Genomic DNA, 26212 nt, shown 5'->3' on the forward strand with positions numbered 1-26212 from the left:
AACAAGGACTTGAGTCAGATTCAATATGGAGTTTTTACTTTATTTTATTGCAGGCGCCGGTGCCGGCATTCTGTCCGGGCTGCTTGGCGTAGGCGGTGGCACTGTAATCGTGCCGATTCTGGTGTTCATTTTTACTGCGCTCGCCTTTCCATCCGAGCACATCATGCACATCGCGCTGGGCACCTCCCTGGCGACCATCATCCTCACTTCGATATCGTCGGCGCGGGCACACCACAAAAAACAGAATGTGCATTGGTCAGTCGTCAAGCTCATCACACCTGGTATCGTGCTTGGGACGTTGCTGGGCGCATTGCTTGCGGGCCAGCTGAACACCATCGTCCTAAAATGTATTTTCGCGGTATTCGTGCTGGTGATCGCTACGCAGATGGTGCTTAGCTTCACGCCTGCCTCACATCGCCAACTCCCTGGCAAACTGGGCACATTGACAATGGGCGGCATCATCGGGGTGGTTTCCAGCCTAGTCGGGATTGGCGGTGGTTCGCTCTCTGTGCCGTTCCTGATCTATTGCAACTTCAACGCCCGCTATGCCATCGGCACATCCTCGGCCATCGGCCTGCCGATTGCGGTAGCCGGCACCATGGGCTTCATCGTAACCGGCCTGGCAGAGGGTAATTTACCCGAATACAGCCTCGGCTATATCTACCTGCCCGCATTTATCGGCATCGCAGTCGCCAGCATATTGACCGCCCCGTTCGGGGTTTACCTGGCCCATAGGCTGCCCGTCCCGGTGCTGAAGAAACTATTTGCGCTCCTGCTCTACATTGTCGGCCTCAGGATGCTCTGGAGCCTGATATGAGCCAGGGGAATGCGATCGAAGTCAGCGGACTGTACAAATATTTTGACCAGTTCTGCGCAGTGAACAACCTGAACTTCCAGGCAAAGCGCGGCGTCACTACCGCCCTGCTTGGCGGCAATGGGGCAGGCAAGACCACCACCATTGCCATGTTACTGGGATTGTTGACACCCAGCCAGGGCCAAATCCGCATTCTTGGCGAGGACATGCTGCACCACCGCTACCGCTTGCTGCATCGCATGAATTTTTCTTCCCCTTACGTTGACCTGCCGCAGCGGCTCACGATTCGCCAGAACCTCACAGTGTATGGACACCTATACCGCTTGCCGAAACTGAAGGCACGCATCGAGGAACTGGCCATGGCGCTCAATCTTGATACGCTGCTGGACAAGCGCTACGGACAGCTTTCCGCAGGCCAGAAAACCCGTGTCTCGCTCGCCAAGTCCTTGCTCAACGAGCCTGAGTTATTGCTGATGGATGAGCCGACTGCATCGCTTGATCCCGACACCGCCGACTCGATCCGCAGTTATCTGGAGCAATACCAGCAACGCACAGGGGCAAGCATCCTGCTCGCATCACACAATATGACCGAGGTGGAGCGCATGGCAGCAGAGGTCATCATGATGCGCAAGGGACAGGTCGTGGATACCGGCACGCCCGCTGCCCTGATTACCAGGTATGGCCGCAACAACCTGGAAGAAGTCTTCATCGAGATTGCCCGCAGCAAGGAGCCGGCCTGATGCAGGACATCCACTTCTCGCCGCGCCGCATCGGCGCAGTGACATTGCGCCACCTTTACCTCATGCGCTCATCCTGGCCGCGCGTGCTGGAAATGGTCTATTGGCCAACAGTGCAGATGATCTTGTGGGGCTTCATTACCCTATTCCTGCAAGACAACAGCAGCTACATCGCGCAGGCCAGCGGCGTGCTGCTTTCCGGAGTGCTGTTATGGGATGTGCTGTTCCGCGGCCAGCTCGGGATCGCTTTGGTATTCATGGAGGAAATGTGGTCGCGCAATCTCGGCCATTTATTTGTCAGCCCGTTGCGCCCTTACGAAATGGTCGCCTCACTACTGTTCATGAGCCTGATCCGCACCCTGATCGGCATTGGCGGCGCAACACTCATCGCCATCCCGCTGTTCCAATACAACATCTACGATATGGGCCTGCCGCTGATCGCCTTTTTCCTCAATCTCATCATCATGGGCTGGGCCATCGGCCTGATCGTATCCGGCATCGTGCTGCGCTACGGCATGGGCGCCGAGAGCATTGCCTGGGTCAGCGTGTTTGCCATCCAGCCGCTCTGTGCCATCTATTACCCGGTCGCCACCCTGCCCGACTGGCTACAGCCTGTTGCCCTGGCATTACCGGCAAGCCACGTGTTCGAGGGCATGCGCGAACTGCTGTTGCAGCACAGCTTCAATACCGGCCACATGGTTTGGGCGGTATTGCTCAATATCCTCTACCTGGGCATCGGGATTGCCGTATTCCTTGGTTATTTCCAAGCGGCAAGACGCAAGGGGCTGTTGCTACAGGTAGGCGAATAATCAGCCTTGCTCTTTGGCTGCTGTCCACATCCCCCTGCCGCTGCTCTTGGATAGATAGAGCGCCTCGTCGGCTTTTTTGAAGAGTTGCTGACAGGAGGTTGCAGCCAGCGGATAAATGGCAAAGCCTATGCTGGTATTGATCCGATATGCATGATCAGGGCCAATGTCGAAGGGCTGGTCCAGCATGTCAATGATCTTGCTGCACAGCCGTTCCGCGGTTTTCTTGGTGGTGATGTTGGGCGCTATGATGCCGAACTCGTCCCCGCCGAACCTCGCAAGGTAATCACTGGAGCGGACGCAGGCCGACAACACCACTCCCACATGCTTCAAGACAAGGTCGCCAGTTTGATGGCCATAGGTGTCGTTAATCGCCTTGAAGCGGTCAAGATCAAGCAGGATCAGCAGCAGCATCTGGTTTTCTTCGGCAGCCTTCTGCGTCAAATGCTCAAGGTAGAAGTCAAAGGCCCGGCGATTGAGCAAACCGGTAAGCGCATCCTTTTCTGCCAAGGCTTTGAGGGTGGCCTCATCCCGCTTGTGCTCGGTGATATCAATGAAGGTCGCCAGCCCCAGCCCGGCATCAGGCAGGATGACACCGCCGTGAAGCGCTGTTTTGATACTACCATCGGCACACTTGATATTCACTTCTATCGGCGGGACTTCATATACCTGCCTGCTGCTGCCAGCAAAATATGCCGACCATCTCTCCCGCGCCGCTATCCGCTGACCATCCAAAGGATAAGCACGCTTGATCCATTCTTCCACAGACGCAAAATCACTAACGCGATAGCCATAGGTATCGCGGAATTTCCCGTTCATGAACAGGATCTTCCCGCCTTGAAGGCTGGCACAGGAAATGGGAATGGGGAGGGATTCCAGCAAGGCTTCAAGCTGGTAGCTTTCAAGTTTCAGTTGACTGATCATTTATTTCGCCGCAATTGTCATCAACCTCAAGAATATCTCTGGCATTAAAGAAAACCTCGCATAGTCAGACTCCGGCACGAGTGCATCCGGCGGCAACGCCTGTCATCATAATGACACGAATATTTCACTCAAGTAAGACAATCGCTCATTCACTTGCCAGAATCGGCAACGCATTCAAATGCTTTGCCTGGCTACACCAGCTGCTTGCATAAAAAAAGAGGAGCATCGCTCCTCTTTGCTTGTCGACTTGATATGCTCAGGCCTGATTACTTGCCGAATCTTTCCACGCCGGCGACGATCTCCGCCTTGGCATCCTCGGCATCCTTCCACTCGCCTACCTTGACCCATTTGCCTTTCTCAAGATCCTTGTAGTGTTCAAAGAAATGGGCAATCGGCGCTAGCTGGAACTCGGGGAGGTCCTGGTAGCTCTTGATATCCTTGTATTGTGGACAAATCTTGTCCACCGGCACGGCCAACACCTTGGCATCCACGCCGCCATCATCTTCCATGGTCAATACGCCAATGGCACGGCAGCGGATCACCACGCCTGGTTGCAATGGAATCGGGGTGATCACTAGCACGTCAACAGGGTCGCCGTCTTCAGACAGCGTCTGCGGAATGTAGCCGTAGTTGCATGGATAGTGCATGGAGGTGCCCATGAAACGGTCCACGAATACGGCGCCGGAGTCCTTGTCCACTTCGAACTTGATGGGCTCGCCACGCATGGAGATTTCGATAATGACATTGAAGTCGTTAGGGATGTCTTTGCCTGCCGGCACATTACAGAGGGACATTGATTGATCCTTAAATAGGTTTTGGTTTGAATAATATGGAGATAACGCGAGATTTTAGCGTAAATCAGGGACAAAAATCATCTTTGGGAGTCGTGCGTTCAGTCACCTGCTGCCTGCATTCGGCAACCACCGCTGCAGGCACGCACTTGATGCCCAGGTAGAACAGGCCCGGCACGATGACTAGGTCATCCAGCTGCCCGAGGATGGGAATGAAATCCGGGATCAGGTCAAATGGCAGCAGCAAATATCCCACTGCCAAACCCAGCAGCACCCTGGCCAGCCAGGGCGTTTGCGGATGGCGCAGCACCAACTGATAGACTTCCAGTTCGGTCTTGAGCTGCCGCGCCAGCTTTTTCAGCTTTTCTTTCAGGTCATGTCCTGGCTAGAAAGGCTTCCCGGTCAGGCACTCGAACGCCTCGCGGTATTTGTCCGCCGTCCTGGCCGCCACGTCGTCCGGCAATGCCGGGCCCGGCGGCGTCTTGTTCCAGCCAGTGGACTCCAGCCAGTCGCGCACGTATTGCTTGTCGAAACTCGGCGGATTGCTGCCGACCTGGTACTGGTCCTGGGGCCAGAAGCGGGATGAGTCTGGCGTCAGCACTTCATCGATCAGGTAAAGCTCGCCCGCCTCGTCCAGCCCGAACTCGAACTTGGTATCGGCAATGATAATGCCGCGGCCCAAGGCATAGGCAGCAGCTTCCTTGTACAGCTGCACGCTGATCCGTGCGACCTTGTCTGCCAGCTCCTTGCCCAATAACTGCGCACATTTTTCCAGCGTGATGTTTTCGTCGTGATCGCCCACCTCAGCCTTGCTCGACGGCGTAAACAACGGTTCAGGAAGCTGGGAGGCTTCCTGCAGGCCAGCCGGCAGCGGAATGCCGCTCACGCTCTGGCTGGCCTTGTATTCCTTCCAGCCGGAACCGGCAAGGTAGCCGCGCACAATCGCCTCGATCGGCAATGGCTTGAGCTTTTTCACCACCAGGGCACGCGGCCCGAGTTGCGCCTGCTCGGCAGAATCGCTGACCACGCTATTGGGATCAATCCCGGTCAGATGATTGGGGACGACATGCTTTAATTTCTCGAACCAGAAATTGGCAATCTGGGTCAGCACGGCGCCCTTGTCCTTGATCGGGGTCGGCAGGATCACATCGAATGCGGAAAGGCGGTCGCTCGCCACCAACAGCATGTGCTTATCATCAATATCATAAATATCACGCACCTTGCCCTGATTGATGAGCTTCAGGCTCTTGATGCTCGATTGAATGAGAGGTGTAGTCAAAACGCGTCCCTTTTATCAAAAACTATTTCGAGTGATGGTCTTGCTCTGGGCCATCGGAATAAGGAAATTTCACGTGTCCGTAGCGCACCACCAGAATTGCCACGGCAATCAGCAGGATGGAGGCCGCTACCGCGAATATACGCCAGGCTTCCAGTTCCTTGATATCCAGCACTAGGTATCGTGCCAGCGCAATGATGCCGATATACAAGGGATATCGCACCGGTAATGTGCCCGAGCTCAAGTAATGATTGAGCATGGTAAGGATTTCGAGATACAGAAACAGCAGCAGCAAATCCGCCACCGTCACGGCCCTTGCATCCCAGATGTGCAAAGCGGCCTGCCCGGCCGCCACTATTGTCGCCAGGGCAATGAATACCAGCAGCGCCTGCTCGACAAAACCAATACCTCGCTGGCCTAATTTACTGTATTTATTGGGTTGCATAGCGGCTCTGGTCCGGGCAAAAGATCACGGCATTATACGCTGTAAATATCCACCGCCGTGAAGCGGCACTATGCAAAAATCGCGTATCGCTGCACCATTTTATCAAGGGGAATCGCTTGAATATGCGCGGCATGGCCTGCGGAGCCAAATGCCTCGAAGCGCTCGCGGCACAATGTCTGCATGGCACCGGTTGCGGCCGCCAGTATCTTGCGCGGATCGAATTCCGCCTTGTGTTCCGGTTGTCCGAGGAAGCGGCGCAATGCCCCGGTAAAAGCCAGCCGCAGGTCGGTATCGATATTTACCTTGCGCACCCCGCTTTGGATGCCCTTGACGATTTCCTCCACCGGCACGCCGTAGGTCTCGGGAATCTCGCCGCCGTACTCATTAATCACCAGCAGCCATTCCTGCGGAACGGAGGAGGAACCGTGCATCACCAGATGGGTATTAGGCAATTTCTCATGGATTTCACGTATCCGGCTAATGGATAATGTTTCCCCCGTGGGCGGCCGCGTGAACTTGTATGCCCCATGGGAAGTGCCAATCGCAATTGCCAGGGCATCGACCCTGGTCTTGGCAACGAAATCCACCGCCTCTTCCGGGCTGGTCAGCAATTGGCTATGGTCAAGATGGCCCGCTGCGCCAACGCCATCCTCCTCACCCGCGAAGCCGGTTTCCAGGGACCCCAACACCCCGAGTTCCCCCTCAACCGAGACGCCAACGGCATGCGCCGCCCGCACGACTTCACTGGTCACCTGCACGTTGTATTCATAGCTGGCAGGCGTCTTGGCATCATCCAGCAGGGAACCATCCATCATCACGCTGCTGAAGCCTGTCGCTATCGCATGCAGGCACACTGCAGGGCCAGAGCCATGATCCTGGTGCAATACCACAGGAATATGCGGATAACTCGCAATCGCCGCTTCTACCAGCTTGAGCAGGAAATGCTCGCCAGCATATTTTCGTGCACCGGCAGAAGCCTGCAAGATCACTGGACTATCACAGGCATCAGCAGCTTGCATGATGGCCTGCACCTGCTCCAGGTTGTTGATATTGAAGGCAGGCACACCATAGCTATGTTCAGCCGCATGATCCAGCAATTGACGCAAACTGATCAGTGCCATGGCAGCTCCGATTTAGCATGCTCACGCCGGTGTTCGCCAACTTTGACAATCTGCAGGGTATTAGTACCGCCTGCCTTGCCTATCGGCTCGCCAAAGGTCAGCATCATCAAATCATCCCGCTGCACCGCACCCAGCCGCAGCAACGTCTCCTCCGCATCGTAAAGTATCTTGCTCAGTTCCTGGCTAGGCAACTCGATATGGTAAGGATAGACCCCGCGATACAAAGTCAGCTTGCGCCGCGTATTGCGCTCCGTCGTCAATGCATAGATCGGCACATTGGTATTGGAACGTGACAGCCAGGTGACAGAAGAGCCCGACCGGGTCAGTGCCGCAATCGCCTTCACGTTCAAATGCTCGGCCGCATAGATTGATGCCATCGCAATTGCCTCATCAATGAACTCGAATTCATCATTGATCGGTGCCTGTAAATGATGGCTGTCATATTCCTTTTCCGCCTCCAGGCAAACACGGTGCATCGCCTGTATCGCCTCAACCGGATAATGCCCGACCGCCGTTTCGCCAGATAACATGACGGCATCCGTGCCATCGAGCACCGCATTCGCCACGTCGGATACCTCTGCCCGCGTCGGGATCGGGCTGCTGATCATGGATTCCAGCATCTGAGTAGCCGTAATCACCAACTTGTTGCGCATGCGCGCCATGCGGATCATGCGTTTCTGTAGCCCCGGCACCGCTGCATCGCCGACCTCAACACCGAGATCGCCGCGCGCCACCATGATCACATCCGCAGCATCGATGATTTCCTCCAGCGCAGGAATAGCCTCGGCACGCTCAATCTTGGCGACAATGGCCGCATGCCCGCCCGCATCCTCCACCAATTGGCGCGCCAGTTCAATATCCGCGCCACTGCGAGGGAAAGACACCGCAATATAATCAGCCTCCAGCTCAACCGCTGTCGCAATATCCTCCTGGTCTTTCAAGGTCAATGCTGGCGCGGATAATCCGCCACCCTGGCGATTGATACCCTTGTTATTCGACAGCACACCACCTGCCGCCACTGTACAAAGCACCTCGCTGCCATGCACCGCCTCGACGTTGAGCACGATGCGGCCATCATCCAGCAACAAGACCGCCCCGGGCTCCACCTCGGATGGCAAGGTCTTGTAATCGAGGCCCACCCGCTCTTGGTTGCCAAGCTTGCAAGCAGCATCCAGGGTGAATTTGTCGCCCACCTTGAGCAAGATGCGCTCATTCTCAAACTTGCCAATGCGTATCTTCGGCCCTTGCAGATCACAGAGAATGCCCACCGGGCGCCCGCTGCGCCGGCAAATATCACGCACCAGTTCGGCGCGCGCGATATGGTCTGCGGCAGACCCATGCGAAAAATTGAGCCGCACCACATCCACGCCGGCATCCACCAGACGCTCGATCACCGCCTCCTCGCTGGAGGCCGGCCCCAGCGTCGCCACAATCTTGGTTTTACGTAATGCCATGGCTTGCCTTTCCTTGTGATTCCTCAGCTACTCATCATAAGCCTGACAACATCAAGCAGGAATCGTGCACATTTTATGCCATGGAGATGACAAGCCCACGTCAATAAACGCTAAACACCCTGTGGAATCTTGGAGGCCATCATCTTGCGCCGGTCGATCTTGCGCCCATCAACAATGAACGTTCCGTCACCAACGGCATGAACCATGCGCTTCTCTTTGCGCGCATTGTCGAGATATGCGGCAACGGCCTCCAGCACGACAATGTTGTGCTTTTCAACGATGTCGCTGACCTTGCACTCGATGTTGGCAAGGCACTCCTTGATCAAGGGCGCCCTGACGACTTTACCTCGCACGGGTGTGAGCTTGAACTTGGCAAACTTGTCTGTGTCTGTGCCGGAACATGTTCCTATACCGACCACTTTGTCGAGCATGTCGACCGTGGGAATGGCAATGACGCACTCCCTGCTCTTTCGCAACGCCGCGAAAGAGTGATTCCATTCGCCTGTGGTGATTGCAAACACCGGCGTGAAATCCATCACCATGGTCCAGGAGATGGTCATAATGTTGTCCTGCTGCCCATCATAGGTCGTCACAAGAACCACAGGCCCTGGCTCCAACAAGGTGAAGGCCTTGCTCAATTTCAACTGGCGCATGCTCGTGTACTCGATGTCATTAGGCGCCCAACGCTCAAGCAAAAATACAGCTTTTGCAGGTGTCGCGAGCGAAGCGAATAGTGTGGGGCGCATTGTTATGAAGAATACTAATTTAGTATTTTTAATACTGCCTAAATTCTAAAAATAAATACATCAAAACATTTATTTAATAACGTCATAAAGCAAACGCTTGGCATTGCTGCGCTCGCGCTTAATATGGCCAATACCAAAAATAAAGGAGCCCGCAGGCTCCTTTATTATGAGACATATTCCAGCAATTAACCTTTGGCTCGCTGCTCCAGAATTTCCACGGCTGGCAATTTCTTGCCTTCGAGGAATTCCAGGAAGGCACCTCCTGCTGTCGAGATATACGACACCTTGTCATAGATGTCATATTTCTGGATCGCGGCAATGGTGTCGCCGCCGCCGGCCAGGGTGAAGGCCTTGGTCTTGGCAATGGCGTCGGCGATGATCTTGGTGCCCTCGCCGAACTGGTCGAACTCGAATACGCCGACCGGGCCGTTCCAGACCACGGTGCCTGCGTTGAGGATGATCACGGCGAGTTGTTTGGCGGACTCGGGGCCAATGTCAAAGATCATATCGTCATCCGCCACGTCATCCGCAGACTTGAGTACGGCTGGTTCGTCAGGGTCGAACTGCTTGCCGCAAACCACGTCAACCGCAATCGGCACTGCCGCACCGCGATCGGCCAGGTTTTTCATCAAGGCTTGTGCGGTAGGCACCAGGTCATCCTCGCTCAATGACCGGCCAATCGGCTTGCCAGCGGCCTTGAGGAAGGTGTTAGCGATGCCGCCACCGACGACCAACTGGTCGACTTTTTCTGCCAGGCTTTCGAGCACGGTGAGCTTGGTCGAGACCTTGGAGCCGCCGACAATCGCCACCATGGGGCGGGCGGGTTCATGCAATGCCTTGCCCAGCGCATCCAGCTCGCCGACCAGTAGCAAACCTGCTGCTGCGACCGGGGCATATTGCGCCACGCCATAGGTGGAGGCTTCTGCACGGTGTGCGGTGCCGAATGCATCCATCACGAATACATCGCACAAGGCGGCATATTTGCGTGCGGTTTCTTCAACATTTTTTTTCTCGCCCTTGTTAAAGCGGCAGTTTTCCAGCAACACCACTTCGCCCTCGGCGACTTCAAAGCCGCCATCCACCCAGTCCTTGATCAGGCGTACCGGCTGGCCGAGCTTTTCGGCCAGCACGTCAGCCACTGGCTGCAGGGAGTTTTCCTCAGAATACACGCCTTCTTCCGGACGGCCGAGGTGGGAGGTCACCAATACGCGGGCCTTGGCATCCAGGGCATGGCGTATGGTGGGGATGGACGCGGTGATGCGGGCATCGGAGGTCACTTTGCCGTCATTGACTGGCACGTTCAGGTCGGCGCGGATGAAGACGCGCTTGCCCTTAAGGTCCAGGTCGATCATGTTGATTACGGTCATATGCTCTCCGACTCAGGATGCGACGTGCTGCACCAGCCGCATCATGTTGCAGGTATAGCCGTATTCGTTGTCGTACCAGGCCACGATCTTGACGAAGGTAGGATCCAGCTGGATGCCGGCATCGGCGTCAAAAATCGAGGGATAGGCATTGCCACGGAAATCGGTGGATACCACTTTTTCATCGGTGAACCCCAGCACGCCCTTGAGCGGGCCGCTTTCGGAGGCTGTCTTCATTGCAGCCACGATTTGCTCGTAAGTGGCTTCCTTTTCCAACTCAACTGTCAGGTCCACCACAGATACATCGCTAGTCGGGATGCGGAACGCCATGCCTGTGAGCTTCTTGTTCAGTTCGGGAATCACCTTGCCAACCGCCTTGGCTGCGCCAGTAGAGGAAGGAATGATGTTTTCCAGGATACCGCGGCCGCCGCGCCAGTCCTTGTTGGACGGGCCGTCAACGGTTTTTTGCGTTGCAGTGGCAGCATGCACGGTGGTCATCAGGCCGCGCTTGATGCCGAAGCTGTCGTTCAATACCTTGGCGACCGGCGCCAGGCCGTTGGTGGTGCAGGAAGCTGCAGAAACGATTGCCTGCCCCTTGTAGGTATCATGGTTGACGCCATAGACGAACATTGGGGTGTCATCCTTGGAGGGCGCAGACTGCACCACTTTCTTGGCGCCCGCATCAATATGCTTCTGGCAGGTTTCTTCAGTCAGGAAAAAGCCGGTGCACTCGACGACCACATCCACACCGACCTCGCCCCATTTCAGGTTGGCAGGGTCGCGCTCTGCCGTCAGGCGTATGGTTTTGCCATTCACGACCAGGTGATTGCCGCTGACTGACACATCGCCATCAAAACGGCCATGCACAGAGTCATGCTTGAGCATGTAGGCAAGATAATCCGGCTCCAGCAGGTCGTTAATCGCCACTATTTCAATATCAGTAAAATCCTTGATCGCCGCACGGAACGCCATGCGACCAATACGGCCAAAGCCGTTGATGCCAACCTTGATTGTCATGAGTTTTTCCTGTCCTGGTTGTTTCTTCAAAAACAAAAAGGGAGCCAGCATGACTGGCCCCCTTTTTTATTTGCTACATGCCATTAGAGCACGGACTTGACGGTGTTCACTACATTTTCAACAGTGAAACCGAAGTGCTTGAATAGCACGCCGCCTGGAGCGGATTCGCCGAAGGTATCGATACCAACCACAGCACCTTCCAAACCGACATACTTGCGCCAGAAGTCGGTCACGCCAGCTTCAACAGCAACACGCTTCACGCCTGGGATCAGCACGCTGTCCTTGTAGGCCTGGTCTTGGCGGTCGAACACGTTGGTCGATGGGAAGGAAACCACACGCACCTTGGTGCCGGCAGCATTCAGTTCAGCAGCAGCCTTGATCGCCAGATCCAGCTCGGAACCTGTACCAATCAGGATTACGTCTGGCTTGCCTTCCACGTCGGATAATACATAACCACCCTTGCGGATCAGATCGAAATCTTTCTCGTCGTGCTTGATGCCAGGCACATTCTGACGGCTCAGCACCAGGCTGGTTGGGCCATCGGTTCGCTCAACAGCGGCAACCCAGGCAATTGCGGTTTCAACGGAATCCGCAGGACGCCATACATCCATGCGTGGGATGTAACGCAGGCCGGCAGTGTTTTCAATCGGCTGGTGGGTAGGACCGTCCTCACCTTGACCGATGGAGTCGTGGGTGAGAACTGCGATAGTGCGTTGCTTCATCAGCGCAGCCATACGCAATGCGTTTTTGGCGTAGTCAGAGAACATGTGGAAAGTACCGCCGAATGGCAACAAGCCACCGTGCAGTGCCACGCCGTTCATGATAGCGAACATACCGAATTCACGCACACCGTAGGAAATGTAGTTACCTGGCTCCTTGCCGCTCACATGCTTGAAGCCGGAGTAGCTGGTCAGGTTGGAACCGGTCAGGTCAGCGGAACCGCCGAGGAATTCCGGCAGAGCTGGCGCCAGTGCAGCGATAGCGTTCTGGGAAGCCTTGCGGGTTGCAATGCTTTCTGCCTTCTCGTTGGTTGCCTTGATGAATGCGTCGGTCACTTCCTTCCAGTTGGATGGCAGTTCGCCAGCAAAACGGCGCTTGAATTCGGCAGCTTCTGCTGGGTAAATCTTGGCATAAGCTTCGAACTTGGCATTCCAGTCGCTTTCCAGCTTGTCGCCCTTGGCCTTGGCATCCCAGCCGTCATAGACTTCTTGCGGGACAACAAAAGGCTCATGCGGCCAACCGATGGCTTCACGGGTTGCAGCCACTTCTTCCAGGCCCAGTGCGGAACCGTGGCAATCATGGGAACCGGACTTGTTCGGGGAACCCTTGCCGATGATGGTCTTGGCAGCGATAAAGGTTGGCTTGTCAGTAACCTTCTTGGCTTCCTGGATCGCAGCATCAACCGCGTCAGGGTCGTGGCCATCCACGTTAGGGATAACGTGCCAGCCGTAGGCTTCAAAACGCTTGGCGGTATCGTCTGTGTACCAGCCTTCGATGTGACCGTCGATGGAGATGCCATTGTCATCCCAGATCGCGATCAGCTTGCCCAGGCCCCAAGTGCCAGCCAGCGCAGCAGCTTCGTGGGAAACACCTTCCATCAGACAGCCATCGCCGAGGAATACATAGGTGTAGTGGTCAACGATGTCGTGACCTGGCTTGTTGAACTGGTCAGCCAGCAACTTTTCAGCCAGCGCGAAGCCAACTGCATTGGTAATGCCTTGGCCCAGAGGGCCAGTGGTGGTCTCAATGCCAGGAGCGTAGCCATATTCAGGGTGGCCAGCGCAACGGGAATGCAGTTGACGGAAAGTCTTGATGTCTTCGATGCCCAGATCGTAGCCTGTCAGGTGCAACAGGGAGTAGATCAACATGGAGCCATGGCCGTTGGACAGGATGAAACGGTCACGGTCAGCCCAGTTAGGGTTCTTTGGGTTGTGGCGCAGATGATGGTTCCAGAGAACCTCTGCGATGTCTGCCATCCCCATCGGTGCACCAGGGTGTCCAGAATTTGCCTTCTGAACTGCGTCCATGGATAGCGCACGGATGGCATTTGCTAAATCTTGACGAGTTGCTGCCATACATATCTCCCTACGGTTGAAGAGAAAAAGGCTCCACCAGCGCATACAAGGCTGGAGGAAGCCTCACTCAAATTCTTGAAAACCCCTTTGAATTGACGGAATGCGGAAACTGTTGCAAGCCACAGTTCCGAAGAGGTATTTAGCCCATAATTATTCCTTAGATGAGAGGATTCAGCAATACCAACATGGAGATTAATGTTTCTACTACCACGCCACTCTTCCAATCAAACCGGCTTATTGCGCGACCTCGCGCCACTTGATTGAGCAGCCGATGGAGGCCACCTGCTCAGCCGGGCCACGCCCTGTTTCTGCCACATGCCGCATGGCATTGAAAAGATCCCGCGAGGGATTTTCCACAGGCTCCATCACGCGCCCCTGGTTGTCAAAGCGGCCGCGGTACTGCAATTCAAGGTGCGCATTAAAACCAAAGAAATCCGGCGTGCACACTGCCCCATAAGCCTTTGCCACTTCCTGGCTTTCATCAAAAAGATAAGGGAAAGGAAAATGAAACTCGCGCGCCACTTCTGCCATCTTCTCAAAAGCATCCTCAGGATAAGCCACCGCATCGTTGGAAGAAATTGCCACGGTATTGATGCCCAGTTCGCGCAATGCACGCACATCGGCCACCAATCGCTCACGGATCGCCTGCACATAAGGACAATGATTGCAAATAAACATGACCAGCGTCCCGTTGACCCCCTTGATTTCGGCCAGCGACCAGTTGCGGCCATCTACGCCAGGCAGGTTAAAATCCGGCGCTTTCCAGCCAAAATCACAAACTGGCGGGTTCAGACTTGCCATAATGCACACTCCTTCAATTAAAATCCTTTATCAACCTTCAATAGTACACCAGCCATGACCACTCCTCGCTTTTACCACCCCGGAGCACTTTCCCCAGGCAGCGAGACAGCATTGCCCGAAAACGCAGCCACTCACGCAAGCAGGGCTTTGCGCATGCAGGCTGGCGATCACGCCATCCTGTTCAATGGAGACGGCCAGAACTACCTCGCCAAGCTAACCGCGATACGTAAGCAGGAAGTGATTGTCAGCATACTGGAAGCACAGTCCTGCCTAACCGAATCCCCCCTACGCATCACACTGGCACAGGCAATCTCTTCTGGCGACCGTATGGACTTCACCATCCAGAAGGCCGTAGAAATGGGAGTATCCGCGATACAGCCGGTTGCAAGCCAGCGCAGTGTCGTCAAGCTCGCGGGTGAGCGTGCAGAGAAACGCCGCGAACATTGGCAAAATGTTGCCATTTCCGCCTGTGAGCAATCCGGGCGTGCCGTTGTGCCTCCTGTCGCCTCACCAATCAACCTCACCGAATGGCTTGCACAAAAACCGCAAGCAGACATCTTGATCACGCTGAGCCCAGTCGCTGAAAAGGCATTACCACAAGTAAAAATCCCCGGCAATGACATTTGCCTCCTAATCGGCCCCGAGGGAGGACTGACGGATGGCGAAATCCAGCTCGCCGCGCATCATGGCTTCACCCTCGTGCGCATGGGCCCGCGCATTTTGCGCACTGAAACCGCAGCGCTTGCCGCCATTGCCAGCCTGCAGGCTCTATGGGGTGATTTCGTCAGTTAATATCCACCGAAATTGCTTTTTATGTCTATTTATTATAAAAATATGTTTTAAACGCAAATTAGAAACCCTGCTCATGGCTCTAGGCACAGCAATCCGCAAACGCCGCAAGGCGCTCAACATGACGCTGCAAGAACTTGCCCGCAAGGTCAACGCCAACAGCGGCAACCTGTCGCGGATTGAGCGAGGCGCGCAAGGCGTTTCTGAAACCATGCTGCGCAAACTCTGTGCTGCGCTCGACTGCAGTGCCGCTCACCTTTATGCCCAAAGCGAGGCCGCAAGCGGCAGCAGCACCAACACTTCCCGCCTGACATTACAACAGCCACAGGAATTCGTGCGCTGGTTCCGTGCCGCCGCCCCCTATATCCATGCATTTGGCGGGCGCACATTCGTCATTGCCTTTGGCGGGGAAGTCGTTGACGACGGCCAGTTTGTCGCCCTCTCCCACGACCTCAACCTGCTCGCCAGCCTCGAGGTACGCCTGGTACTGGTGCATGGCGCAAGGCCGCAAATCGAAAGCCGCCTCAAGCGCGCCCGGTTGCAAACCCACCTGGTCAACGGTTTGCGCGTCACTGACGATGAGGCGATGGAAGCCGTGAAAGAAGCCAATGGCGCCGTGCGGGTGGAAATCGAGTCACTGCTTTCCATGGGATTGATCAACTCCCCGATGGCAGGCGCCGACATCCGCGTGGCCAGCGGCAACTTCGTCACCGCCAAGCCGCTTGGCGTACGTGAGGGTGTAGACCTGCAACATACCGGCGAAGTGCGCAAGGTGGATGCAGTCGGCATCCAGAAACGTCTGGACGATGGTGAACTGGTGTTGCTTTCACCCCTGGGCTACTCACCTACAGGAGAAGTTTTCAACCTGACGCTTGAGGACGTTGCCACCAGCGCTGCCATTGCACTGGATGCCGACAAGCTGATTTTCCTGATGGATTCCAGCGGCGTACATAACATCCGCGGAGAATTGCTCAGGGAAATGACCACCGACAAGGCCAAGAACCTCTTGCGCCATATCGGCAACAACGGTGCGCAGCAGATTACCGAAGATGAGCTCTACTACCTTCCGGCCGCCGTACGCGCCTGCGGGCAAGGGGTGGCGCGCACCCACTTGATCAGCCGCCATGTCGATGGCGCCATCCTGCAAGAGCTGTTCACGCACGATGGCATTGGCACCATGATCACCGAAGACCCGCTGGAAGCCATGCGCCCGGCGGACATTGGGGACGTGGGCGGCATACTGCAACTGATCGAACCATTGGAGAACGAGGGAATATTGGTTCGCCGCGGCCGTGAGCGCCTGGAAATGGAAATCAACCATTTCCATGTTATGGAACATGACGGCAAGGTTATCGGCTGTGCCGCGCTCTACCCGTTTCCCGAGACAAAAACCGCAGAGCTCGCCTGCATGGCCATCCACTCCTCATTCCGCCGCGGCGGACGTGGAGACCGCCTGCTCAGCTACTGCGAAGAACAGGCTCGCGAGCTGGGCCTGCGATCCGTATTTGTCCTGACCACGCGCACGGAACACTGGTTTCTTGAGCGGGGCTTCGCAGAAAGCAGCATAGAACGGCTGCCCGGAGAAAAGCAAAAACTGTATAACCTGCAACGCCGGTCCAAGGTATTCACCAAACACATCTAGGCATTGCCGCATTCCGAAGCATGGCCCAGAAATAAAATTAAAATAAACAGTTGACCTTTTTAATGAGAATAATTACCATTAATAAGTCGATTCTGGGAATGATATTAATTTCTATTAATCGATTATTCTCGCTACCTGGACATGCTCATAGTGTTCAGGTTCTTAATCAGTTTTAAGGGGAAACAAAATGAAAATCGCTTACACCCAAAGCATCTTTGCTTTAGGTCTGCTTGCAGCCACATCCTTCGCACACGCGAGCGTTACTGACGTTGTATTCGTAGACGTTGCTGGCTCTGAGTCCACCAATGGTTTCAACCAACTCGTTGCTTCTCGCATCAATGCGGCTCAATTGGTTGCTGGATTGGCCAGCAATGCACCAGCAGGTGATGCAGTACTGACTCGCACTTCCGGCACGGCTTACCCGGCTGGCAGCGGTCTCTACGAGTGGGGTGGTCCTTACTCCACATTCACGATTTCTGACTCCAATGTGATTTCCAACCTTGGCTCCATCGTGTTCCAAAGCCATGTTGAGCCAGGCGGCAACTATTCCCTCGGCGGCGCAGGTGGCATTGATGCCATTATCAGCGATGTTTTCCTGAGCTTCAACGGTGGCAGCCAACTGCTGGCAGCGACTTCCTATAGCCTGACTGCTGCAATTGGCGCCAATGGTCCTGACCCAGTTGACTACGCCTATGGCTACTTCACCTGGGATCTGAGCGGCGTTACCGACCCAATCACCTCCTACACCATCTCTTTCGGCACCCATGCCCATAGCAGCATCCAGGCATTCCAGGTCGACCAGATCGCTGCTGTACCTGAGCCTTCTGCTTACGCACTGATGCTTGGCGGCCTGGCACTGGTTGGCTTCGCAGCCCGCCGCAAGAAAGCCTAATCGTTAGGTAAAGTCACCTCTACCCCGGTGCGGCAATCTCCCTAGTTGTATAGGGAGGTTGCCGTTTTTCTTTGTCCTCTAAACTTATATATCGTCATACAGACTAGTAAAGTCCGATCACGCGCCCGTCATCATCGATATCGATGCGAGTTGCGCAAGGTTCCTTTGGCAGGCCAGGCATGGTCATGATGTCATCGCAAATCATGACGATAAACTCAGCGCCGGCACATAATCTCACGGCCCTGACTGTCAATATATGGGGATGCGGCAAGCCGCGTTGCGAGGCATCAGTGGAAAAGGAATACTGGGTCTTGGCAATACAGATTGGATAATGCCCATATCCCTCCTCCTGCAATTTATCGATAATTGCGCGTACCCGGCGTAGCGCATGGACATCGCTTGCGCCGTAAATCCGGCGCGCCACCTTGCCGAGCTTTTCCCAAAGCATATCCTCATCGTCATAAACATAGCGCATACAGGCTTGCCCTGTTTCAGCCAGCTCCACAACCGTCTCTGCCAGGGCTGTTGCGCCAGCACCGCCTTTTGCCCAATGTTCGGCCAATATCACCCTGATCCCTAGAACCTCCATCCGCTTGGCGATAAGTGCCAGTTCGGCGACGGTATCATGGTCAAACCGGTTCAACGCGACCACACAAGGCAAGCGGTAATGACTGGTCACGTTTTGCACATGTTTTTCAAGGTTGGCAATGCCGCGCTCCAGGGCATCCAAGTTCTCTTTTGCCAGGTCCGGCACTTCTATGCCGCCGTGATACTTCAAGGCACGTACAGTTGCCACGACCACACAGGCATCCGGCTTGAGGCCGGACTTCCGGCACTTGATATTGATGAATTTCTCCGCTCCCAGGTCCGCGCCGAAACCTGCCTCAGTAACAACATAATCCCCAAGCTTAAGCGCAGTGCGTGTAGCGATCAGCGAATTACAGCCATGGGCAATATTGGCGAACGGTCCTCCATGCAGTAAAGCCGGAGTATGCTCCAGCGTCTGTACCAGGTTGGGCTTGATCGCCTCCTTGAGCATTACAGCCATCGCGCCGTGCGCCTTGAGGTCGCACGCGGTTACCGGCTCGCCCGAGAAGTTGTAGCCCGCCACGATGTTACCCAGGCGGTTCCGCAAATCCTTGAGCGAATCCGCCAGGCATAACACCGCCATCACTTCGGAAGCGACGACGATATCGAAGCCATCCTCGCGCGGCTGACCATTGACCTTGCCGCCCAGGCCAACCACGACTTGGCGCAAGGCTCGGTCATTCATGTCTACCACGCGCTTCCAGGTCACCTGGCGCGGGTCGATCTGCAAGGCATTGCCATGATGGATATGGTTATCGATCATCGCCGCAAGCAGGTTATGGGCAAGCGCAATTGCAGCAAAGTCACCGGTGAAATGCAGGTTGATATCCTCCATCGGCACCACCTGGGCATAGCCGCCGCCGGCAGCGCCTCCCTTCATGCCGAATACCGGCCCCATGGAAGGTTCGCGCAGGCAAATAACCGCCCGCTTGCCGATGCGCTGCAAGGCATCGCCCAGGCCTACCGTTGTCGTTGTCTTGCCCTCGCCTGCGGGACTGGGACTGATGGCCGTCACCAGAATCAGCTTGCCATCCGGCCGGTCCTGCAAATGAGGGTTGGCATTGAGGTCGATTTTGGCCTTGTATGGCCCGTAAAGCTCGATGGAGTCTTCATTCAAACCAAGCTGCATGGCAATCTCGCTGATTTTCCTGAGTTTTGCCTGCTGGGCTATTTCAATGTCGCTGGGCATGCCTGTTCCTGTTTTGGTTGTCGACATATACCAAAGAATGCAATTGCATCCAAGTTAGTGTACCTGCGCCACTGATACTTTAACAGGTGCTGTCACAGTGAGTTTTAACGCCATGTCGCGTGATTTTCATGGTAAACCGGTTAAAATAGGCGCACATCCATTCACTCGCATTCAGAGAGAGTCAATGCTCAACGAAACCACTGCCGCAAAGAAAGCCAAAACCCTCGCCGAAGCCTTGCCCTACATCAAGCGCTTCTTCGACAAAACCATTGTCATCAAGTACGGCGGCAACGCCATGACCGATCCCCACTTGAAGGAATGCTTTGCGAGTGATGTCGTATTGCTCAAGCTCGTGGGTATGAACCCAGTCGTGGTGCACGGTGGCGGGCCACAAATCAATGAACTGCTCGACAGGCTAGGCAAGAAGGGTGAATTCATCCAGGGCATGCGCGTCACTGACGAAGAAACCATGGATATTGTCGAAATGGTGCTGGGCGGCCAGGTCAACAAGGAAATCGTCAACCTGATCAACCGCAACGGCGGCAAGGCAGTGGGCCTCACCGGGCAGGACGGCAACTTTATCCACGCAAAGAAACTGCTGGTTCAGGACAAGGACAAGCCCGACCAGTTCATCGATATCGGCCAGGTCGGCGACATCAGCGGCATAGATCCCAGCCTGATCCAGTTCCTCGATAGTGGCGACTTCATTCCTGTGATCGCGCCTATCGGCGTCGGAGTAGATGGCGAAACCTATAACATCAACGCCGACGTGGTGGCGGGCAAACTTGCGGAAATCCTCGGCGCAGAGAAGCTGATTCTGCTTACCAACACCCCTGGCGTACTCGACAAGGCAGGCAATCTTCTTACCGGCCTGACTCCCAAACAGATTGACGACCTCGTGGCAGACGGCACCCTCTCGGGAGGCATGCTGCCCAAGATCAGCTCGGCGCTGGATGCTGCCCGCAGCGGCGTAAAATCGGTGCACATCATCGATGGCCGCGTCGAGCATGCATTGTTGCTGGAAGTGCTGACTGATGCAGGTGTGGGCACGCTGATCACTGCAAAGTAAGCACACACTGCTGTTCATGCCCATGCAACGCAAGGTCTGGATTTTTGACCTCGACAACACCCTGCATGATGCAGATGCGGAAATCTTTCCGCATCTGCATATCGAGATGACGCGCTATATCATGAGCGAACTCAGGCTGGAAGAAGAAGCGGCCTGCCTGCTGCGCCAATATTACTGGCGCATCTACGGAGCCACCCTGAAGGGCTTGATGCGCCACCATCGCGTTCATCCCCACCATTTTCTGCAGCAAACCCATCAGCTTGACGATCTCCCGCAAATGGTGAGAACCGTCAAAAGACTGCGGCATACGTTGCAACAGCTCTCAGGCCGTAAGGTAGTATTCACTAACGCACCGATGAGTTATGCAAAAAGAGTGTTAAAATTACTTGCTATCGACGACTTGTTCGATCAGGTATTCAGCGTGGAATCCTCTGGCTTCCACCCGAAACCTGCGATGCGAGGTTTCCAACATCTGTTGCAAACGCTCAAGGTCAATGCCGGCAACTGCATCCTGCTTGAGGACAGCCTGCCGGCATTGATGACCGCCAAACGCCTGGGAATGAAAACCATCCATGTGTCCTCCAGGCCAAGGCGGCCCAGTTATGTGGATGCCCGTATTTCCAGCGTCCTGGAATTGCCGGGTACCTGGCTTTATAGAATGTATAACAATGCAGAATGTCACCAGGGCGTTGGGGGTGAGTCTTCCCGCCTCTGGCTTTCTGCCTGATCAAGAGGTAAAGAAATGGCACTGAAACCCGGAGAACGCAAACAGCAAATCCTGGAAACCCTGGCAAAGATGCTGGAGTCGCCCAAACGCGAGAAAATCACCACGGCCTCCCTTGCTTCCAAGCTGGAAGTCAGCGAAGCCGCATTGTATCGCCACTTCCCGAGCAAGGCCCGCATGTTCGACGGCTTGATTGAGTTCATCGAGCAGACCCTGTTCGGCCTCATCAACAAAATCACTTCTGAAGAAACCGAAGGCTTGCGCCAGGCACGCCGCGTCGTCACCATTTTGCTGCTGTTCGCGGAAAAGAACCACGGCATGACCCGCGTGCTAATCGGCGACGCCCTGGTCAATGAAGACCCCGCCCTGCAAACCCGCATCAATCAATTGTTCGACCGTATCGAGTCCACGCTCAAGCAAAGCCTGCGCATTGCCGAAACCCAGACCGGCCGCAAATTCGACCCCGAATCCCAGGCCAACCTGCTGCTGTGTTTCGTGATTGGCCGCTGGCACCAGTTTGCCAAGAGCGGCTTCAAGCGCAAACCGATGGAATATGTGCAACAGCAACTTACTTTGTTATACGGGCTGGAAGAATAATTCCTTTTGACGTCCTTTTCGTCTTTCAGCAAACAAAAAGCCCCATATGATTTGGGGCTTTTTGTTTATCACAACCATAACGGCCTTATTCCACAGGTTTATTGCCCAACGGAAATTTGAATACCTGCTCCATGGCAGCAACTCGTGCCGCGAACACCGCATCCTTGATCGCCTCTGGATTGGATTGCGTGCTGGCAATCACTCCGGCATCGACTCGCATGACCACCTCCAGGATATCCAGCAGCGATTGAAAATGCGGCAAAGGTTGCTGCTCGAATCCTGTACGTCCACGCGCGTCTGCCTCGCATGCATGCAGGAAATTGCGAAAACGCCCAGGTTGGCGCAAAGCATCGGTTTCCTGAAGAAAACGCAGCAAGGTTGCTGCGCGCATGGCTTCTACCTGGTGAACCTTGCCATGGAAGCGGGCAGTGAGTAATGCAAGCTCCTTGCAATCGTTTGGCACGCGCAAGCGTTGTATGAGTGGCTTCAACAGCGCGACGCTGCGCTCTTCGTGGCCAATATGGCGCGGCAATATTTCCGCAGGCGTCGTACCCTTGCCAAGGTCGTGCGTGAGAGCGGCAAAACGCACTGGCAGGCTGAATCCAGCAGCGGCTGCATAGTCGATCACCATCATGACATGGACGCCAGTATCCACCTCGGGATGGTACTTCGCGGTCTGTGGCACACCGAACAAACGGTCGAGCTCTGGCACTATGCGCTTGAGCGCGCCGCAGGCGCGCAGTACCTCAAACATGCGGCTGGGCTTCTGCTCCATCAGGCCTTTTGCCAGTTCCTGCCAAACGCGTTCAGGTACCAGCGCATCCACCTCGCCGTCCTCTACCATCTGCCGCATCAAGACCATGGTCTCGTCAGCGACGTGAAACTCCTTAAAACGTGCAGCAAACCGTGCTGCGCGCAGGATACGTACCGGGTCTTCACTGAAAGCGAAGCTGACATGGCGCAGCACCCTGGCCTTGAGATCGGCGATGCCATGATATGGGTCGATCAACTCGCCATGTTCATCCTCGGCAATGGCATTGATCGTCAGGTCGCGCCGGGCAAGATCCTGTTCCAGCGTCACATCCGGGTCGGCATAGACCTGGAAACCCTTATATCCTTTGCCGGTCTTGCGCTCGGTGCGCGCAAGCGCATATTCCTCGTGCGTCTCGGGATGCAGGAATACCGGAAAATCCTTGCCTACCGGGCGGTAACCCAGTGACACCATGGCCTCGGGCGTGCTGCCTACCACCACATGGTCCCGGTCCTTGACCGGCAAACCCAGTAGCTGGTCCCTGACTGCGCCGCCTACCGAGTATATCCGCATGGCGGTTACCGCTTGCTGAAGCTACGCCCGGCCAGACTACGGAACCTGTCATAGGCACTGCGGGGCGTATCGCCTGCCAGGTATTCTGGCGCTACTGCTTCCAGCGTTGTCAGGGGATGGCCGAAGAATTCTGCAATCGGGCAGTTGCATACGCTATCCACCTCCATGCTAAAGAGGTTATCGCGCGTCATGAGCTTGAACGGCATCAACTCAAGCGCATAGGCCTGGTAGTAGGATAACTTGTCATTGAGGCCGACAATGCGGCGCTTCTTGCCAAGAATGAAAGCCACGAACTCGATCAGTTGCTTGAGGGTATAAACCTGCGGGCCGCCCAGGTCAATGCTGCGGCCATAGGTGCTGACATTTTCCAGTGCACTGACGAACACTTGCGCCACGTCTTCCACCCAGATCGGCTGGAAGCGTGCATTGGGCTTGGCAACGCCGATCACAGGCAATACCTTGACCACGCTGGCAAACAAACTTAGGAAATGGTCGCCACGGCCAAAAATCACTGAAGGACGGAAGACCGTCACTTGCAGCTCATTGGCCCGCTTGAGCACTGCCTCCTCGCCAGCGGCTTTGGAACGCAGGTAAGCACTCCTGGCATTGGCATCTGCCTTGAGCGCGCCCATGTGCAGCAAACGGGATACGCCCTGCTTACAGCAGATATCCGCCACCCGGCGCGGCAACTCGACATGCAAGGCTTCAAAGCTTGCATCTCCGCTTTCGTGCAATATGCCGACCAGGTTGATCACGGCGTCCTGGCCATGGAGATGCCCTGCCAGAGCAGTATCGTTGAAAATGTCGCATTCGACCACTTGCACATTCGGCAACAGGATCAGGTGCTTGCTGCTTTCACGCCTGCGCGTGATCACCTTGACGTCATAACCTGCCGTGCTCAATTTTTGCACGATAGCGCTGCCAACAAAGCCGGAGCCACCGATGACACATATTTGTCTGATACGTTGCATTACTACTCTTCCTTTACCACTTAGCTAGGTTGCTGGCTTTAATCTTGTTCTGGATTCACGGGTGCCCCCACACCAGGAACCACACCCAGGCGCTGCTTCAAAGTCTGTTGCTTGGTACCCAACTGCTGGGAATAGTAGAACGAATTCCCCAACACCTTCTTTACATAATCACGCGTTTCACTGAAAGGAATAGTCTCTGCATAGATGGCCCCTTCCAATGGTTTATCCGAAGCCCAGCGCTTGGGCCTTCCCGGCCCTGCGTTATAAGCCGCAGTTGCCATCAGTGGTTGCTGGTCCATTTTGTCCATGGTATAGCGCAGGTAATGCGTACCAAACTTCAGGTTGGTATCCAGCTGGTTGATCATGGCAGGCTTGTAATCCCCCATGCCCATACGCTTGGCAATCCACTTGGCAGTAGCCGGCATCACCTGCATCAGGCCAGAGGCGCCAGCCACGGACTTTGCCCAACTGACAAAACGGCTTTCCTGCCGGATCAGGCCATAAACCCAGGCCTCATCCAGCGAATTATCCGCCGCATAGCCTTGCATCATATCGCGATAAGGCGTGGGATAGCGCAAGGCAAAATCGTGCAACAATTTGGTACGATCCGCCGTACTGATGGCAATGTCGTACCAGCCTTCGCGAAAAGCCACCTCAGCCGCGGCAATCAGTTGCTTGTCATCAAAATCACCGCTGGCAAACCGCCATTCTTCCCGCGATTCCGAACGCATTTCCAGGCGGCGCAAAGCCAGGGCACGCTGAATGCCCGGAATATCAAGCACGGTGCGTACTTCTTCCGCACTGACTTTGTAGGGCGCGGGCGTCTCGGTGAGCACATCGCCCATTTCCTCTTCCGACAACAGGCCATAATAAGTGTTTTCCTTGGATAACCTCACCAATATCAGATTGGCCGCAACGATCTGCTTCTGCTCCTTGAGCGCCCTGGCCTTCCAGTATTGCCATACCTGCTCTTCCTGCTGGGACTCGGGCATTTCGGTAATAGTGGATTGCAATGCCTTCCAGTCACCTGCGCGCATGGCAGCCCTGGCCTTCCACTCCCGCTGATCCTTGTCCAACTCGGCATTGCCTGCTCTTTGGAAGTAGGTCAGCGCAGCGGGGTCATGCTTGCGTGCGGCATGCAGGGCAAACCGGCTCCAGAAATAATCACGATCGGCCGGCTCGAAATTGCTATGCAGTTTTTCCCACAAATCCAACGCCAACGCCGGCTGGCTCCGGCTCAAACGCTCCAGCGCATACAGGTTGAGCTCACGGCCAAGCTTGCTCTTGAAGCTGATCTGCCCTTTCTCCAGCACTTGCTGCGGGTTTTGGTAAACACGGTCCAGCAACTTGAGATTGGCTTTATCAATATCAGGCAGGCGTTGCAATACGGTTTTGGCTACGGTGATCTTGGAACCTTGCAACAACAAACGGGTACGCGCCCAGATATCTTCCTCACGCAAGACGCCGCCCTTCTGCAAACGGTCAAACACCGCGTTGCAATTGGCAGGCAGGTCACTGCCGGTCATCCAGAGCGCCTTGCCATCAAGCACGGCAGACTCCAGGCCCTGCTGAATGCCGCCATCCGCGGCATAACAACTGACAGCGGCATCGTCGCGATTGAACTTGGGATACTCTTCGAAGAAAGTTGTCCAGTCCTGCCTGCGTGCCAGGACCTTTAACCATTCGCCGCGCGCACGATCTGCAAACGGCAGGTCGCTATAACGCTCAAGAAAGCCCTGGACGGATTGCTTGTCCGCCTGGTTCAAGGTGAGTAACAGGCGCCAGTAGTCCGTGTACGGCGCAAGAATATAGTGCTGGGCCTGCAGGCTCTGTGAGGCAGTGGCCAACGCATTGGCATTGCGTGCGTTATAGGCATTACGTGCGCTCAGGAATACATCATCGGGACTGGCTGCATGAACAGCCTGGCTTCCGGTGAGAAAGCCAGCAGAGATCAAGAGCAAGGCCAGCATGGTTCTGCCCTTGTCCATCATATTGATCCTGCTTTTACCACCAAGCCTGGTTGCCAGGATGATGCCGACCTTACTTAACTGCATTG

Annotated in this window: 25 protein-coding genes; 9 read left to right on the forward strand and 16 right to left on the reverse strand. The window is 55.3% G+C overall.

The features are described 5' to 3' along the window. Positions 1-25: 25 nt before the first annotated feature. Genes LG198_RS06805 through LG198_RS06815 form a run of 3 tightly spaced genes read left to right on the forward strand, consistent with a single transcriptional unit; the run spans position 26 to position 2360 of the window. On the forward strand, positions 26-817 hold the full coding sequence (locus LG198_RS06805; protein WP_230342429.1) for a sulfite exporter TauE/SafE family protein: 792 nt from the start codon (positions 26-28) through the stop codon (positions 815-817). Beyond that, positions 814-1554 carry an ABC transporter ATP-binding protein gene (locus tag LG198_RS06810; RefSeq protein WP_230342430.1) on the forward strand — a complete coding sequence of 247 codons (741 nt, stop codon included), beginning with the start codon at positions 814-816 and terminating at the stop codon, positions 1552-1554. Before LG198_RS06805 ends, LG198_RS06810 begins: the two co-directional genes overlap by 4 nt. Beyond that, positions 1554-2360, forward strand: a complete 807-nt coding sequence (locus LG198_RS06815; RefSeq protein WP_230342431.1) for an ABC transporter permease — start codon at positions 1554-1556, stop codon at positions 2358-2360. The genes LG198_RS06810 and LG198_RS06815 overlap by 1 nt, the downstream gene beginning before the upstream one ends. On the opposite strand, the gene LG198_RS06820 is transcribed toward LG198_RS06815, so the two are convergent. From LG198_RS06820 to LG198_RS06875, 12 genes are all read right to left on the reverse strand, one after another. Then, a complete protein-coding gene (locus LG198_RS06820) occupies positions 2361-3281 on the reverse strand; it encodes a sensor domain-containing diguanylate cyclase (RefSeq protein WP_230342432.1) in 921 nt (306 codons plus the stop codon). Between the two features lie 266 nt (positions 3282-3547). After that, positions 3548-4075 carry an inorganic diphosphatase gene (gene ppa / locus LG198_RS06825; protein WP_230342433.1) on the reverse strand — a complete coding sequence of 176 codons (528 nt, stop codon included), beginning with the start codon at positions 4073-4075 and terminating at the stop codon, positions 3548-3550. A 64-nt stretch (positions 4076-4139) separates the two neighbouring features. Further along, the gene (locus LG198_RS06830) at positions 4140-4382 is read right to left on the reverse strand and encodes a YkvA family protein (protein ID WP_328485339.1); all 243 of its coding nucleotides are present in this window, start codon (positions 4380-4382) and stop codon (positions 4140-4142) included. Between the two features lie 75 nt (positions 4383-4457). Continuing rightward, positions 4458-5351 carry a phosphoribosylaminoimidazolesuccinocarboxamide synthase gene (locus LG198_RS06835; RefSeq protein WP_230342434.1) on the reverse strand — a complete coding sequence of 298 codons (894 nt, stop codon included), beginning with the start codon at positions 5349-5351 and terminating at the stop codon, positions 4458-4460. A 22-nt stretch (positions 5352-5373) separates the two neighbouring features. Beyond that, positions 5374-5793, reverse strand: a complete 420-nt coding sequence (locus tag LG198_RS06840; RefSeq protein ID WP_230342435.1) for a phosphate-starvation-inducible protein PsiE — start codon at positions 5791-5793, stop codon at positions 5374-5376. A 68-nt stretch (positions 5794-5861) separates the two neighbouring features. Further along, positions 5862-6914, reverse strand: a complete 1053-nt coding sequence (gene fba, locus LG198_RS06845; protein ID WP_230342436.1) for a class II fructose-bisphosphate aldolase — start codon at positions 6912-6914, stop codon at positions 5862-5864. Then, positions 6905-8368, reverse strand: a complete 1464-nt coding sequence (gene pyk / locus LG198_RS06850; protein WP_230342437.1) for a pyruvate kinase — start codon at positions 8366-8368, stop codon at positions 6905-6907. Before pyk ends, fba begins: the two co-directional genes overlap by 10 nt. Positions 8369-8478: 110 nt before the next feature. Continuing rightward, complete coding sequence (locus LG198_RS06855) at positions 8479-9114, reverse strand: flavin reductase family protein (RefSeq protein ID WP_230342438.1); 636 nt, start codon at positions 9112-9114, stop codon at positions 8479-8481. 185 nt (positions 9115-9299) lie between these two features. Next, the gene (locus tag LG198_RS06860) at positions 9300-10481 is read right to left on the reverse strand and encodes a phosphoglycerate kinase (protein WP_230342439.1); all 1182 of its coding nucleotides are present in this window, start codon (positions 10479-10481) and stop codon (positions 9300-9302) included. Positions 10482-10493: 12 nt separating this feature from the next. After that, positions 10494-11495, reverse strand: a complete 1002-nt coding sequence (gene gap, locus LG198_RS06865; RefSeq protein WP_230342440.1) for a type I glyceraldehyde-3-phosphate dehydrogenase — start codon at positions 11493-11495, stop codon at positions 10494-10496. Positions 11496-11578: 83 nt separating this feature from the next. Further along, positions 11579-13570 (reverse strand): transketolase, encoded by a 1992-nt coding sequence (tkt, locus tag LG198_RS06870; protein ID WP_230342441.1) that lies wholly within the window; start codon positions 13568-13570, stop codon positions 11579-11581. A gap of 234 nt (positions 13571-13804) precedes the next feature. Beyond that, positions 13805-14371 carry a thioredoxin family protein gene (locus LG198_RS06875; protein ID WP_230342442.1) on the reverse strand — a complete coding sequence of 189 codons (567 nt, stop codon included), beginning with the start codon at positions 14369-14371 and terminating at the stop codon, positions 13805-13807. A 54-nt stretch (positions 14372-14425) separates the two neighbouring features. On the opposite strand from LG198_RS06875, the gene LG198_RS06880 reads away from it, so the two are divergent. The 3 genes from LG198_RS06880 to LG198_RS06890 all read left to right on the forward strand — a co-directional run bounded on the left by LG198_RS06880 (position 14426) and on the right by LG198_RS06890 (position 17694). After that, a complete protein-coding gene (locus LG198_RS06880; protein ID WP_230342443.1) occupies positions 14426-15163 on the forward strand; it encodes a 16S rRNA (uracil(1498)-N(3))-methyltransferase in 738 nt (245 codons plus the stop codon). A gap of 73 nt (positions 15164-15236) precedes the next feature. Further along, on the forward strand, positions 15237-16802 hold the full coding sequence (gene argA, locus LG198_RS06885) for an amino-acid N-acetyltransferase (protein WP_230342444.1): 1566 nt from the start codon (positions 15237-15239) through the stop codon (positions 16800-16802). A gap of 187 nt (positions 16803-16989) precedes the next feature. Then, positions 16990-17694 (forward strand): PEP-CTERM sorting domain-containing protein, encoded by a 705-nt coding sequence (locus LG198_RS06890; RefSeq protein ID WP_230342445.1) that lies wholly within the window; start codon positions 16990-16992, stop codon positions 17692-17694. A gap of 103 nt (positions 17695-17797) precedes the next feature. Here the strand turns inward: LG198_RS06890 and LG198_RS06895 are convergent, their stop codons facing one another. After that, entirely contained in the window at positions 17798-19471 is a 1674-nt protein-coding gene (locus LG198_RS06895; protein WP_230342446.1) for a formate--tetrahydrofolate ligase, read from the reverse strand. Positions 19472-19655: 184 nt separating this feature from the next. On the opposite strand from LG198_RS06895, the gene argB reads away from it, so the two are divergent. From argB to slmA, 3 genes are read left to right on the forward strand one after another with little or no spacing between them, the layout of a single operon-like run. Continuing rightward, positions 19656-20540, forward strand: a complete 885-nt coding sequence (argB, locus tag LG198_RS06900; protein WP_230342447.1) for an acetylglutamate kinase — start codon at positions 19656-19658, stop codon at positions 20538-20540. 22 nt (positions 20541-20562) lie between these two features. Then, the gene (locus LG198_RS06905; protein WP_230342448.1) at positions 20563-21267 is read left to right on the forward strand and encodes a pyrimidine 5'-nucleotidase; all 705 of its coding nucleotides are present in this window, start codon (positions 20563-20565) and stop codon (positions 21265-21267) included. A gap of 15 nt (positions 21268-21282) precedes the next feature. Continuing rightward, on the forward strand, positions 21283-21861 hold the full coding sequence (gene slmA / locus LG198_RS06910) for a nucleoid occlusion factor SlmA (RefSeq protein WP_230342449.1): 579 nt from the start codon (positions 21283-21285) through the stop codon (positions 21859-21861). A gap of 85 nt (positions 21862-21946) precedes the next feature. Here the strand turns inward: slmA and LG198_RS06915 are convergent, their stop codons facing one another. The 3 genes from LG198_RS06915 to LG198_RS06925 are packed head-to-tail and all read right to left on the reverse strand — an operon-like array spanning position 21947 to position 26210. Further along, the gene (locus tag LG198_RS06915; RefSeq protein ID WP_230342450.1) at positions 21947-23185 is read right to left on the reverse strand and encodes a multifunctional CCA addition/repair protein; all 1239 of its coding nucleotides are present in this window, start codon (positions 23183-23185) and stop codon (positions 21947-21949) included. A gap of 5 nt (positions 23186-23190) precedes the next feature. Then, the gene (locus LG198_RS06920) at positions 23191-24156 is read right to left on the reverse strand and encodes a complex I NDUFA9 subunit family protein (RefSeq protein ID WP_230342451.1); all 966 of its coding nucleotides are present in this window, start codon (positions 24154-24156) and stop codon (positions 23191-23193) included. 38 nt (positions 24157-24194) lie between these two features. Then, the gene (locus LG198_RS06925) at positions 24195-26210 is read right to left on the reverse strand and encodes a lytic transglycosylase domain-containing protein (protein WP_230342452.1); all 2016 of its coding nucleotides are present in this window, start codon (positions 26208-26210) and stop codon (positions 24195-24197) included. Positions 26211-26212 lie beyond the last annotated feature (2 nt).

Origin of the sequence: Methylobacillus arboreus, assembly GCF_020532725.1 — a bacterium.
GTDB lineage: Bacteria > Pseudomonadota > Gammaproteobacteria > Burkholderiales > Methylophilaceae > Methylobacillus > Methylobacillus arboreus.

Excerpts from the sequence above, each read along its gene's own strand:
- LG198_RS06840 (WP_230342435.1), bottom strand. The coding sequence starts at position 5,793 with ATGCAACCCAATAAATACAGTAAATTAGGCCAGCGAGGTATTGGTTTT.
- ppa (WP_230342433.1), bottom strand. The coding sequence starts at position 4,075 with ATGTCCCTCTGTAATGTGCCGGCAGGCAAAGACATCCCTAACGACTTC.
- tkt (WP_230342441.1), bottom strand. The coding sequence starts at position 13,570 with ATGGCAGCAACTCGTCAAGATTTAGCAAATGCCATCCGTGCGCTATCC.
- LG198_RS06815 (WP_230342431.1), top strand. The coding sequence starts at position 1,554 with ATGCAGGACATCCACTTCTCGCCGCGCCGCATCGGCGCAGTGACATTG.
- LG198_RS06860 (WP_230342439.1), bottom strand. The coding sequence starts at position 10,481 with ATGACCGTAATCAACATGATCGACCTGGACCTTAAGGGCAAGCGCGTC.
- LG198_RS06895 (WP_230342446.1), bottom strand. The coding sequence starts at position 19,471 with ATGCCCAGCGACATTGAAATAGCCCAGCAGGCAAAACTCAGGAAAATC.
- LG198_RS06915 (WP_230342450.1), bottom strand. The coding sequence starts at position 23,185 with ATGCGGATATACTCGGTAGGCGGCGCAGTCAGGGACCAGCTACTGGGT.
- argB (WP_230342447.1), top strand. The coding sequence starts at position 19,656 with ATGCTCAACGAAACCACTGCCGCAAAGAAAGCCAAAACCCTCGCCGAA.
- argA (WP_230342444.1), top strand. The coding sequence starts at position 15,237 with ATGGCTCTAGGCACAGCAATCCGCAAACGCCGCAAGGCGCTCAACATG.
- LG198_RS06920 (WP_230342451.1), bottom strand. The coding sequence starts at position 24,156 with ATGCAACGTATCAGACAAATATGTGTCATCGGTGGCTCCGGCTTTGTT.
- slmA (WP_230342449.1), top strand. The coding sequence starts at position 21,283 with ATGGCACTGAAACCCGGAGAACGCAAACAGCAAATCCTGGAAACCCTG.
- LG198_RS06875 (WP_230342442.1), bottom strand. The coding sequence starts at position 14,371 with ATGGCAAGTCTGAACCCGCCAGTTTGTGATTTTGGCTGGAAAGCGCCG.
- LG198_RS06925 (WP_230342452.1), bottom strand. The coding sequence starts at position 26,210 with ATGCAGTTAAGTAAGGTCGGCATCATCCTGGCAACCAGGCTTGGTGGT.
- LG198_RS06890 (WP_230342445.1), top strand. The coding sequence starts at position 16,990 with ATGAAAATCGCTTACACCCAAAGCATCTTTGCTTTAGGTCTGCTTGCA.
- LG198_RS06905 (WP_230342448.1), top strand. The coding sequence starts at position 20,563 with ATGCAACGCAAGGTCTGGATTTTTGACCTCGACAACACCCTGCATGAT.
- pyk (WP_230342437.1), bottom strand. The coding sequence starts at position 8,368 with ATGGCATTACGTAAAACCAAGATTGTGGCGACGCTGGGGCCGGCCTCC.
- LG198_RS06880 (WP_230342443.1), top strand. The coding sequence starts at position 14,426 with ATGACCACTCCTCGCTTTTACCACCCCGGAGCACTTTCCCCAGGCAGC.
- LG198_RS06805 (WP_230342429.1), top strand. The coding sequence starts at position 26 with ATGGAGTTTTTACTTTATTTTATTGCAGGCGCCGGTGCCGGCATTCTG.
- LG198_RS06820 (WP_230342432.1), bottom strand. The coding sequence starts at position 3,281 with ATGATCAGTCAACTGAAACTTGAAAGCTACCAGCTTGAAGCCTTGCTG.
- LG198_RS06855 (WP_230342438.1), bottom strand. The coding sequence starts at position 9,114 with ATGCGCCCCACACTATTCGCTTCGCTCGCGACACCTGCAAAAGCTGTA.
- LG198_RS06810 (WP_230342430.1), top strand. The coding sequence starts at position 814 with ATGAGCCAGGGGAATGCGATCGAAGTCAGCGGACTGTACAAATATTTT.
- gap (WP_230342440.1), bottom strand. The coding sequence starts at position 11,495 with ATGACAATCAAGGTTGGCATCAACGGCTTTGGCCGTATTGGTCGCATG.
- fba (WP_230342436.1), bottom strand. The coding sequence starts at position 6,914 with ATGGCACTGATCAGTTTGCGTCAATTGCTGGATCATGCGGCTGAACAT.